Raw genomic sequence first — 11,102 nt, forward strand, 5'->3', positions numbered from 1 at the left:
GTTCTTTGATTCGCAGGTGTTTCGGCGAGTGTTCGGGGCTGCGGCCCCGGCATGGTCCTTCGCGGGACACGGCGCGCATCGCGCGCAGATTAGCGGACTTCGGTTCCTGCTGCGCGCCGCACAGCTCATGAAGCGGGCGGCGCAGCAGGAGAGGGCGGCATGCGGTGCTCTGCAGCGCCCGTGGCGTGCGGCAAGCTTACACGCCCTGTTTCAGGCTCGCGCTGATGAAGGCGTCGAGATCGCCGTCGAGCACGGCCTTGGTGTTGCTGATTTCGACGTTGGTGCGCAGGTCCTTGATACGGCTGTTGTCGAGCACGTACGAGCGGATCTGGTGGCCCCAGCCCACGTCCGACTTGCCCGCTTCGAGCTTGTCCTGTTCCGACTGGCGCTTGCGCATTTCGGCTTCGTACAGGCGCGACTTCAGCATGGCCATGGCTTCGGCGCGGTTGCGGTGCTGCGAGCGGTCGTTCTGGCACTGCACGACAATGCCCGACGGCACGTGCGTGATACGCACGGCGGAGTCGGTCTTGTTGATGTGCTGACCGCCCGCGCCCGAAGCGCGGTACGTGTCGATGCGCAGATCGGCCGGATTGACTTCGATCTCGAACGAATCGTCGATTTCCGGATACACGAACACCGACGAGAACGACGTATGACGCCCGCCCGACGAGTCGAACGGCGACTTGCGCACGAGGCGGTGAATGCCGGTTTCGGTGCGCAGGAAGCCGTAGGCGTATTCGCCTTCGACCTTGATCGTCGCGCTCTTGATGCCGGCCACGTCGCCTTCGGACTCTTCGAGCACTTCGGTCTTGAAGCCCTTGCGCTCGCAGTAGCGCACGTACTGGCGCAGCAGCATGGAAGCCCAGTCGCACGCCTCGGTGCCGCCGGCGCCGGCCTGGATGTCGATGAACGCGTTGTTCGGGTCGGCCGGATTCGCGAACATGCGGCGGAATTCGACGTCGGCTACGCGCGCTTCGATCGCGTGAGCGTCGGTTTCGATGGAGACGAGCGTGTCCTCATCGCCTTCCTCGCGGGCCATCTCGAAGAGATCCTGCGTGTCGCGCGTGTCGTTCTCGATACCGTCGAGCACGTGCACCACGCCTTCGAGCAGCTTCTTTTCCTTGCCGAGACCCTGGGCGTGCTTGGAGTCGTTCCAGACGTTGGGGTCTTCGAGTTCGCTGTTGACTTCGACGAGCCGTCGGGCTTTTACGTCGTAGTCAAAGATACCCCCGTAGCTCGCCCGCGCGCATGCGCAGGTCCGCCAAAAGGGCTTCGATCGCGTTGAGACGTTCCGCTTCCATTTGTGTCGTGATCCGGCGTGTAAAACATTGAATTATAGCCGATTGGACCCGGATCAAGGGCGGCGCGGACCATCGGAGGGCCCGCGCCTCGGCGCACATGGCGGACTCAGAGCGCCGCGTGCTCCACGACGAGTTGCACGCGCGAGACGCCGTTCCAGGTGTCGCGTACGAGGCGGTAAGCGACGGTGGTGTGTTGCGGCAGCGACTCGGTGTGATTGAACCAGATCGCGTTGAAGCGCTGGCGACCGCGCAGCAGTTGCAGCTTGAGGTGCTTGTCTTTCACGAGCGCCTGCGAAGCCACTTCGAATTCGCCCGAGAACACGGGCGCCGGGAAGCCCTGGCCCCACACGGCGGCGTCGAGCATCTCCACGAAATCGGGCGTGAAGTAGGCGTCTTCGAGATCGCCGTCGGTCTCGACCGTGCGCGCGAGCGCTTCTTCGGTGAGCCATTCGCGGCCTACGCGTTCGAACGCGGCGGCGAAACGCGGCACGTCGGTGGCGGCGATCGTCATGCCCGCGGCCATGGCGTGGCCGCCGAACTTCTGGATCAAACCAGGCTCGCGCTTGCTGATGAGATCGACGGCGTCGCGCAGATGAAAACCGGGGATCGAACGGCCCGAGCCTTTCACGAGTTCGCCGTCGTCGTCGGCGGGCGCGAAGGTGAACGAGGGGCGGTGATAACGCTCCTTCAGGCGCCCCGCGACGATGCCGATCACGCCCTGGTGCCAGCCTTCATTGAACAGCGTGAGTGTCGCCTTGCCTTGCGGATCGACATCGGCGAGGTCGGCGAGCGCCTGCTGCTGCATGCCGGCCTCGATCTCGCGGCGCTCGCGGTTCATCGAGTCGAGCTGCTGGGCCAGTTCCCACGCGCGGCCCACGTCGTCGGTGGTCAGGCATTCGATGCCGAGCGACATGTCCGAGAGCCGGCCGGCCGCGTTCAGACGGGGCCCGAGCGCAAAGCCGAAATCGAAGCCCGACGCGCTTTTCGCGTCGCGGCCCGCGGCGCGAAAGAGCGCTGCGATGCCCGGCTGCATGCGGCCGTTGCGCACGCGTTGCAAGCCCTGCGCGACGAGCACGCGGTTGTTGCAGTCGAGCTTGACGACGTCGGCGACGGTGCCGAGCGCGACAAGATCGAGCAGGCCGTCGAGGCGCGGCTCGGGCTTGCCATCGCTGAACGCGCCGCGCTTGCGCAATTCCGCGCGCAGCGCGAGCAGCGTGTAGAACATGACGCCCACGCCCGCGATGCACTTGCTCGGAAACTCGCAGCCCGGCTGGTTCGGATTGACGATGGCGCGCGCGTCGGGGAGCGTGTCGCCGGGCAGGTGGTGGTCGGTCACGAGCACTTCGATGCCGAGCTCGTTAGCGGCCTCGACGCCTTCCACGCTGGCGATGCCGTTGTCCACCGTGATCAGGACGTCGGGCGGCCCGCCTTTACGCTGGGCGGCGAGTGCGACGATCTCGGGCGTGAGGCCGTAGCCATACTCGAAGCGGTTCGGCACGAGATAGTCGATCTGCGCGCCGAACATGCGCAGGCCGCGCACGGCCACCGCGCAGGCGGTTGCGCCGTCGCAGTCGTAGTCGGCGACCACGAGCATGCGGCAGTCGGCTTCGAGCGCGTCGGCGAGCAGCGTGGCGGCCTCGTCGAGGCCCTTCATGCCCGTGGGCGGGATGAGGCGCGCGAGGCCGGTTTCGATCTCATCGGGCTGGCAAATGCCGCGCGAGGCGTAGAGGCGTGCGAGCACCGGATGCAGGCCGTGGCGCACGAGCGCTTCGGTGTCGGCGGGCGAGCAGGCGCGGGTGACGATTCGGGTCATGCGGGGCGGCGGAAGAAAGAGGTCATTCGGAGATCATTCGATAAAGAGCGACGCGAACAGGCGGCGTCGCCAGAATTTGCGCAGGTCGCCGCGCGTGATGGAGAGCGTGACCGAGCCGGTGTCGCCGCACAGCGTGAGGTCGAGCGCGGCGAGCGCGCCCGTTTGCAGCGCGGCGAGTGCGGGCGCGAACCAGTCGCGCTCCAGTTGCGCGAACGCGGCGTTCCAGCGGCCCCAGTCCTGCTGGATGAAGGCGGCTGAAAACGGATCGAGTTCGACGAGCGTCGCCCCCGTGCCCGAACCGTTGTTGAGCGAGGCTGCGAGCGCGGCGAAGGTCGCGGGCGCGGCGTCCACTTCCGCCTTTGCGGCCAGCGCCAGGCCGCGTGTGGCGGCGGCATCGGAGCGCACGCGCGCATACGGGCTCGTGACGGGGCGCAGTTCGCCTTGCGCGTGGAACCAGATCGAATTGACGGCGGGCAGGCCACGCGCCTCGCGCGCCTCGTTCACTGGATGCTCGAACCACGCCATCTGCACTTCGTTCTGCACCTTCATCCAGGCGCGCGAACGTTGGCCCGACTGGGCCTCGTGCGGCAGCCAGATCTCGATGTTGCGGCCGCTCGCACGCAAGGGCGACGCGCCCGCGAGCGTGCCGAACGCTTGCGAGGACAGATACCAGCGCTGCGGTGTCGGAGCCTCGACGCGCACACCCAGCTCTTCGATCAGCGGGCGCGCGACGGTGTAGAGCGTGGCGGCGTCGGCGTCGGCGAGTTCGAGCGAAGCGGGGTCGATCAGCACCAGATGGTCGTGCGCGATGCGCACGTGCACGGGCTGTACGCATGCCCACGTGGCGTCGCCGGGCGTTCCGCCGTCGGCGAGCAGCATGTAGGGCGCAAGCGGCGCTTCGTCGTCGGCGGCCGGCGCGGGTTGTGCGCCGTTCGCGCTCGCGGGACCGAGCGCGCCGAACTGGCGCGCAACCCAGCGCTCGTGCGGCAGGGTGCGCTGGAAGTCCTCGCCGATCACCTGCTCGCCGAGTGTCGCGCGCGCAACCAGTTTCGCGAGCGCCGGGTATTCGAGGCCCGCGAGCGCGGTGGAGGCGGCCGCCGCGGAGGGCAAGGCAAAGGGGACGAGGAGATGGAGTCGGTCGGCGGACATGATGGTGCGCATTGTACTTCGGCGCCTGGTGCGCCGGGCGGCCCCCGGCGTGTTGCAACGGCCCCGCGTTTGTCCCGTTATGCTCGCACAGCGGCACTTGTGGACGAAATACGGCTCGAAGAAGAGGACGGGCAAAAGCCTGCTGGCCGCGTACTTCCCAAGCCGGAAAGTTCGCCGAAAGTCCGCCGAATATCCGTGGAGGGTCGCCAGTGTGGCAAACTTCGCGGTTGATCGCCGCCCGACCCGGCACGATATTCTCCGGCGCGTCCCGCACTGGCCCCACGGCCACCCAGGGTCAATACGCGCGCCGCCGGAGCGCAACGAAGACGCAAAAAGGATTCGCTTGAAACTTCCCTACGAATGGCAGATAGGCTGGCGCTACACCCGCGCCGGCAAGCGCACGACCGGCAACGGGTTCATCTCGTTCATCGCGCTCATTTCGATGTCGGGCATCGCGCTCGGCGTCGCGGCGCTGATCGTCGTGCTCTCGGTGATGAACGGCTTCCAGCGCGACGTGCGCGACCGCATGCTTTCCGTGCTCGCGCACATCGAGATCTTTTCGCCCACGGGCACAATGCCGGACTGGCAGCTCACCGCGAAGGAGGCGAAGACCAACCCTGAAGTGATCGGCGCGGCGCCTTACGTGGACGCCCAGGCGCTGCTCACGCGCGGCGACAGCGTGAACGGCGTCGCGCTGCGCGGCATCGAGCCTTCCGAGGAGCCGCAGGTGTCGGACATCGGCAAGGAGATGAAGGCGGGCAGCCTGAACGACCTCACGCCCGGCAGCTTCGGCATCGTGCTCGGCGCGGATCTCGCCGTAAGCCTTGGCGTGACGGTGGGCGACAAGGTCACGCTCGTCGCGCCCGAGGGCTCGATCACGCCGGCCGGCATGCTGCCGCGCCTGAAGCAGTTCACGGTGGTAGGCGTGTTCGAATCGGGCCACTACGAGTACGACAGCACGCTCGCGCTCACCAACATCCGCGACGCGGAAGTGCTGTATCGCCTCGGCGCGCCAAGCGGCGTGCGCTTGCGCCTGAAGGACATGCAGCGAGCGCCGGCGGTGGCGCGCCAGCTCGTGCATACGCTTTCGGGCGACCTCTATATCCGCGACTGGACGCAGCAGAACAAGACCTGGTTCTCGGCCGTGCAGATCGAAAAACGCATGATGTTCATCATCCTCACGCTCATCATCGCGGTCGCGGCGTTCAATCTCGTCTCCTCACTCGTCATGACCGTTACCAACAAGCAGGCCGATATCGCGATCCTGCGCACGCTCGGCGCGCAGCCGGGCTCGATCATGAAGATCTTCGTCGTGCAGGGCGTGACGATCGGCTTCGTGGGCACCGGCATCGGCATTGCGCTCGGTTGCCTGATCGCGTGGAGCATTCCATGGAGCGTGCCGGCGATCGAGCATTTGCTCGGCATCCAGTTCCTGCCGCCTTCGGTGTATTTCATCAGCGAGCTGCCTTCGGAGCTCGTGGCGTCCGACGTGATCCGCATCGGCGCGATCGCGTTCGTGCTGTCCGCGCTCGCCACGCTCTATCCGAGCTGGCGCGCGGCGAAGGTTCGTCCCGCGGAGGCGCTGCGCTATGAATGACCGTCAATCGCTGATCGCCGCGGCTGGCGACTATCCGTATGTGCTCGAAGCGCACGGCGTCTCGAAGGTGTTTGGCCAGGGCCCGCTCGCCGTGCAGGTGCTGCATGACACCGATCTGAAAGTGAAGCGCGGCGAAAAGCTCGCCGTGGTGGGCGCGTCGGGCTCGGGCAAGAGCACGCTGCTGCACGTGCTGGGCGGGCTCGACGAGCCGGGCGCGGGCAAGGTCTCGGTGCTCGGCAAGCCGTTCACCGAGCTTTCCGAGCGCGAGCGCAACGAACTGCGCAATCGCGCGCTCGGGTTCGTCTACCAGTTTCACCATCTGCTGCCCGAGTTTTCGGCGCTCGACAACGTGGCGATGCCGCTGCGCATTCGCCGCATGACGCAGGATGACGCGCGCGCCGAGGCGATGCAGATCCTGGAGCGCGTGGGCCTCTCGCATCGCGCGCGCAATCGGCCGGGCGAGCTTTCGGGCGGCGAACGGCAGCGCGTGGCGATCGCGCGCGCGCTCGTGACGAAGCCCGCCTGCGTGCTCGCCGACGAGCCCACAGGCAACCTCGACGGCGCGACGGCGGATACCGTCTTCAACCTGATGCTCGAACTCTCCGACCAGTTCGATACGAGCTTCGTGATCGTCACGCACGATCCCGACCTCGCGGCGCGCTGCGACCGCATCGTGCGTTTGCGCGACGGCATGCTGCACGAGGAACCGGTCGTGCCGGTCTGAGCCTTTCAGCGAGCGAGCACCATGTGGATCGACACGCACTGCCATCTCGATGCCGCCGAGTTCGACGTTGACCGCGATTCGGTCGCGTCGGCGGCGCACGCGGCGGGCGTGTCGCGCATCGTGATCCCGGCGGTCGCCCGCGAGAACTTCTCGACGGTTCGTACGCTTGCGCACCGCACTGAGGGCGCGGTCTACGCGCTCGGCATCCATCCGCTCTTTACGCCGCAGGCACGCGACGACGACCTTGAAGCGTTGCGCGCGGAGATCGAGGCGAGTCTCGATGATCCGCGCTTCGTTGGCATCGGCGAGATCGGGCTCGATTACTTCGTGCCGGGCCTCGACGAGGCACGTCAGCAGCACTTCTACGACGCCCAGTTGCGCCTTGCGCGCGAGTTTGGCCTGCCGGCGATCTGCCATGTACGCAAGTCGCAGGATCAGGTGCTCAAGGGGCTGCGCCGCAACGGGGTGAAAGGCGGGATCGCGCATGCGTTCAACGGCAGCTTTCAGCAGGCGCGCGCGTTCATCGATCAAGGCATGCACCTGGGCTTCGGCGGCAACCTGACATTCGAGCGCGCGCTGCAGATTCGCAGGCTCGCGCAGCAATTGCCGCTCGAGGCGATCGTCATGGAAACCGACGCCCCCGATATTTCACCCGCCTGGCTTTATCGCGAGCGCAACACGCCCGACCAGGTGCCGCGCATCGGTGCGGTGCTCGCGGGCTTGCGCGGCTTGAGTCCCGAGGAACTTGCCCTTGGCACGACGGCTAACGCGGCGGCCGCGCTGCCGCGGCTCGCGCTTTCGTCTGCATAATCGTATCCAGGGTGGCGGGCACGGCTTGCGTTTAGTGCGGCGCGATTGACGCGGTTTGTGCGTTCGGCCCCCTCGCAGCGGGGAGGCAGGATGCGGGCGATAGGGTGCGGGTTTGCGCTGGGCGTGATTGCCTTGCAACGGCAGGCGGCGTTACCGGGGCGGGCTGCGTGGATCGGGCTCGTTCTGGCCATCGTGCTCGCGGCCGGCTGGGCGGTTTGGGCGCTCGGGGTCCGCGCGCCGGCGGGTGATTCCTGGGTGCGCGGCCAGTTTCGCGAGCGAAGATGGCGCATGGCGAGCGGTTGGGCGGCGGTGTGGCTTGCGGCGGGATGCGCGGGCTTTGGCTACGCGGCCTGGCGCGCCGAACTGCGGCTTGCTCAGGCGCTTCCCGCTGCGTGGCAGGCGCGCGATCTCTACGTCACCGGCTATCTCTCCAGTTTGCCTTCTTACGGCGCGAACGGCGCGAGCTTTCTCTTTCGTGTTGAATCCTGGGGAACGCACGAAGAAGCGCACGACGCTGCAACACAGCTACCGCAATTGATCCAGTTGTCCTGGGTGGCGCGCGAAGCGCCGCTGCCGCCGCTCGTGCCCGGCGCGCGCTGGCGCTTTTCCGTGCGGCTCAAACGCCCGCACGGCAACGGCAACTTCGGTCTGCGCGATACGGAAGCCACACTGCTTGCGCGCGGCGTGCGCGCAACCGGCTATGTGAGCGATCCGGCGCGGGCTGTGCGTTTGCCCATCGATGCCTCCGGCATCGGCGTGCGCATCGAACGGGCGCGCGCTGCGCTGCGTGCGCGCATCGACGCGGTGCTCGGCGACGCGCCGCATCGCGGCATCGTCATCGCGATCGCGACCGGCGCGCAAGACGCGGTCAGCGACGCGGACTGGCGTCTCATGCGCAATACGGGCACGAGTCATCTGGTGGCGATTTCCGGGCTGCATCTTGCTTTCGTCGCGGGGCTCGCGGGGTGGGCCGCGGGAGCGCTGTGGCGGCGTGCGCGCTGGCGCGGTGTCGAGGCGCCGCTCGTCGTGCCCGCGCAGAAGGTTGCTGTGGCGGGCGCGTTGCTCGCGGCGGGCATCTATGCCGCGCTCGCCGGCTTCAATGTGCCCGTGCAGCGCGCGCTCTGGATGCTGGCGGTCGTGGCGCTCGCGCTCTTCGCCGGGCGCGAAGTTGCGCGCTCGCACGTGCTGGCGTGGGCACTCGGGCTTGTCCTGCTGCGCGATCCGTGGGCGGTGACAGCCGCCGGGTTCTGGCTCTCGTTCTGTGCTGTCGGGGCGATCCTCTTCGCGGCGAGCGGCGTGCCCCGTTTGCACAGGGCGGCACCCCAGGACCTATCGGCCGACGAAGTCGATCCGATGCGTGACCGGGCTGAGCCGAGCGCAGAGCCAATCGCACGCGACGGCTGGCGTCGACGTCTCGCAGCCATCGCTATACCGCCAGGCGGCTGGCGCGGGGCAACGCGACGCATTGCCTTGCGCTTTGGCGATAGCGCTCGCGTGCAATGGGCCGTGACGCTGGCGCTCGCGCCGCTCACGGCCTACTGGTTCGGGCAAATACCGCTGATCGGCCCGTTTGCCAACGCGCTTGCGATTCCCTGGGTCAGCATGCTCGTCACGCCGCTGGTTGTTGGGAGTGCGGCGCTCCCCGCACCGATCGATGCGTTCGCGCTACGCGCGGCGCATGCCTGCCTCGTCGGCTTGGCGGCGGCGCTAGGTGCGCTCGAAGGGCTACCGTGGGCGGTTCTGCGATTGCCGCAACCGGGAGCGTGGCCACTTTCCTGCGCGGCCGTGGGCGTCGTCTGGTGGTTAGCGCCGCGCGGCTGGCCGCTGCGCTGGCTCGCGCCGTTCACGTGGCTGCCCTTGCTGGTGCCCGCACCCACGGGTCCGCCGCCGGGCGCTTTCCGGCTCACGGCGCTCGATATCGGGCAGGGCACGTCGGTGCTGGTCGAGACCGCCCGTCACCGCCTGCTTTTCGACGCGGGACCGGGGCCCGAATCGACGCAGGCGGGCGAGCGGATCGTCGTGCCGTATCTGCAGGCGTACGGCATAGCCCGCCTCGACGCGCTGATGATCAGCCATGACGATTCGGATCATTCTGGCGGCGCGCAAGCGGTGCTCGACGCAGTCGACGTGGAGGTATTCGTGGCAGGTATCCTGCCCGCGCATCCGCTGTGGGCGAGCACGCGCGCAAAGGGCGCGCAGACCGTGCAGTGCGCCGCCGGCCAGCGCTGGCGGTGGGATGGCGTCGATTTCGAGGTGCTGTGGCCCGACCCCGGGGCGCTCGCGGGCAAACCCAACGCGCATTGCTGCGTCCTGCGAGTGACAACGGCGGCGGGCGACGCGCGCGAAACACAAGCAGGACCGGTTTCGGCGCTGATCGCCGCCGACATCGAAGCGGGCACCGAGCGCACGCTGATCGAGCGCGACCCGGCGCGGCTGCGCGCGCAGGTGCTCGTCGTGCCGCACCACGGCAGCCGTACCTCGTCGACTGAACCGTTCCTCGACTCTGTGTGGCCGCTCGTCGCGATATTTCAGGTAGGCTATCTGAACCGCTTTCATCACCCGCATCCGGGCGTCTACGCGCGCTACGCGGCCCGCCATATCGTGCTTGCGCGCAGCGACGCCGACGGCGCCGCGCGCGTGGAGGCAGCGCCCGGCGCGCTTGCCGTGGAGCGCTTTCGCGATACACAGCGGCGCTACTGGATAGACGCACCCGCGCAGGACTGACGCGCCGGGCCAGCAGAGGCGGGGCGCAAGCGTGCACAACGAAAGCAATCAACAAAATAGAGAGACAACCCGCCTTTGAAAAACGTCATCCATTTCTCGCATGCGAACGGCTTTCCGGCCTCGACGTATCGCACGTTCTTCGCCGAACTGGGCGACAACTACGAACTGCGCTACATCGAGCGCATCGGGCACGACGCGCGCTTTCCCGTTACGCGGGACTGGCCGCATCTCGTCGAACAGCTGCTCGACGACATAGGTCGCACCTACGAGGAGCCCGTATGGCTCGTCGGCCATTCGCTCGGCGGCTATCTCTCGCTGATGGCCGCGCTGAAAAAGCCGCAGTGGGTCAAAGGCGTCGTGATGCTCGACTCGCCGGTGATCGCGGGCTGGCGCAGCAGCATGCTGCGGGTTTCACAGTGGACCGGCCTCGACGAACGCCTTTCGCCGGCCGTCGCCACGCGCACGCGCCGCACGAATTGGGCGAGTCGCGACGAGGCCTGGCGGCATTTCCATTCGAAGGCGGCATTCGCGCGCTGGGACGAGCGCGTGCTGTCCGACTATGTCGACTTCGGCATTCCTCAGACCTCGGTGGACGGCGGCCGCACGCTCGCTTTCGACCGCCAGACCGAATACATGATCTACCGCACGCTGCCGCACACGCTCGGCGCGCGGCTCGCGCACGGCTCGCCCGTGCCGGTGAGCTTCGTCGCGGGAACCCAGTCGCGTGAAGTCCGCCAGGTCGGGCTTGCGGCAACACGGCGCATTGCGGGCGAGCGCTTCGAGTGGATCGAGGGCAGTCATCTGTATCCCATGGAGCGTCCGATCGAGACCGCGCGCGCGGTGCAGCGCATGCTTTACGCCATGGAAAACGGCGCCTGAGCGCACGCTTCCCGGCGCTGTTGCTTGCGGGGCAGGGGAGCGCGCGGGGCGGCGCTTTCGACTCACATTCGGCTCGCTCAAAATTCAGGGTTAGCCCTTGCTTTC

Annotated in this window: 8 protein-coding genes; 5 read left to right on the top strand and 3 right to left on the bottom strand. The window is 67.6% G+C overall.

What is annotated here, in order from left to right; all coding sequences use genetic code 11:
• Nucleotides 1-196 precede the first annotated feature (196 nt).
• The 3 genes from prfB to FAZ97_RS05720 form a co-directional block, all read right to left on the bottom strand.
• Nucleotides 197-1,301 (bottom strand): peptide chain release factor 2 gene (prfB, locus tag FAZ97_RS05710; RefSeq protein WP_158757578.1). Its coding sequence is split into 2 segments (ribosomal slippage): nt 197-1,219 and nt 1,221-1,301, totalling 1,104 coding nucleotides; the frame shifts between segments, so codons are not numbered across the junction.
• Between the two features lie 106 nt (nt 1,302-1,407).
• A complete protein-coding gene (gene recJ, locus FAZ97_RS05715; RefSeq protein ID WP_158757579.1) occupies nt 1,408-3,114 on the bottom strand; it encodes a single-stranded-DNA-specific exonuclease RecJ in 1,707 nt (568 codons plus the stop codon).
• 33 nt (nt 3,115-3,147) lie between these two features.
• Nucleotides 3,148-4,275, bottom strand: a complete 1,128-nt coding sequence (locus FAZ97_RS05720; protein ID WP_158757580.1) for a regulator — start codon at nt 4,273-4,275, stop codon at nt 3,148-3,150.
• Between the two features lie 331 nt (nt 4,276-4,606).
• Here FAZ97_RS05720 and FAZ97_RS05725 point away from each other — a divergent pair, with 331 nt between their 5' ends.
• The 5 genes from FAZ97_RS05725 (at nt 4,607) to FAZ97_RS05745 (ending at nt 10,997) form a co-directional block, all read left to right on the top strand.
• Entirely contained in the window at nt 4,607-5,860 is a 1,254-nt protein-coding gene (locus tag FAZ97_RS05725) for a lipoprotein-releasing ABC transporter permease subunit (protein ID WP_158757581.1), read from the top strand.
• Nucleotides 5,853-6,584 carry a lipoprotein-releasing ABC transporter ATP-binding protein LolD gene (lolD, locus tag FAZ97_RS05730; protein ID WP_158757582.1) on the top strand — a complete coding sequence of 244 codons (732 nt, stop codon included), beginning with the start codon at nt 5,853-5,855 and terminating at the stop codon, nt 6,582-6,584. The genes FAZ97_RS05725 and lolD overlap by 8 nt, the downstream gene beginning before the upstream one ends.
• Nucleotides 6,585-6,605: 21 nt before the next feature.
• Nucleotides 6,606-7,394, top strand: a complete 789-nt coding sequence (locus FAZ97_RS05735; RefSeq protein WP_158757583.1) for a TatD family hydrolase — start codon at nt 6,606-6,608, stop codon at nt 7,392-7,394.
• Between the two features lie 90 nt (nt 7,395-7,484).
• On the top strand, nt 7,485-10,118 hold the full coding sequence (locus FAZ97_RS05740) for a ComEC/Rec2 family competence protein (RefSeq protein WP_158757584.1): 2,634 nt from the start codon (nt 7,485-7,487) through the stop codon (nt 10,116-10,118).
• Nucleotides 10,119-10,193: 75 nt separating this feature from the next.
• Nucleotides 10,194-10,997 carry an alpha/beta fold hydrolase gene (locus tag FAZ97_RS05745; protein WP_158757585.1) on the top strand — a complete coding sequence of 268 codons (804 nt, stop codon included), beginning with the start codon at nt 10,194-10,196 and terminating at the stop codon, nt 10,995-10,997.
• The last annotated feature ends 105 nt before the right edge of the window (nt 10,998-11,102 follow it).

The organism is Paraburkholderia acidiphila, assembly GCF_009789655.1.
Lineage (GTDB): Bacteria > Pseudomonadota > Gammaproteobacteria > Burkholderiales > Burkholderiaceae > Paraburkholderia > Paraburkholderia acidiphila.

Excerpts from the sequence above, each read along its gene's own strand:
- lolD (WP_158757582.1), top strand. The coding sequence starts at position 5,853 with ATGAATGACCGTCAATCGCTGATCGCCGCGGCTGGCGACTATCCGTAT.
- recJ (WP_158757579.1), bottom strand. The coding sequence starts at position 3,114 with ATGACCCGAATCGTCACCCGCGCCTGCTCGCCCGCCGACACCGAAGCG.
- FAZ97_RS05720 (WP_158757580.1), bottom strand. The coding sequence starts at position 4,275 with ATGCGCACCATCATGTCCGCCGACCGACTCCATCTCCTCGTCCCCTTT.
- FAZ97_RS05740 (WP_158757584.1), top strand. The coding sequence starts at position 7,485 with ATGCGGGCGATAGGGTGCGGGTTTGCGCTGGGCGTGATTGCCTTGCAA.
- FAZ97_RS05735 (WP_158757583.1), top strand. The coding sequence starts at position 6,606 with ATGTGGATCGACACGCACTGCCATCTCGATGCCGCCGAGTTCGACGTT.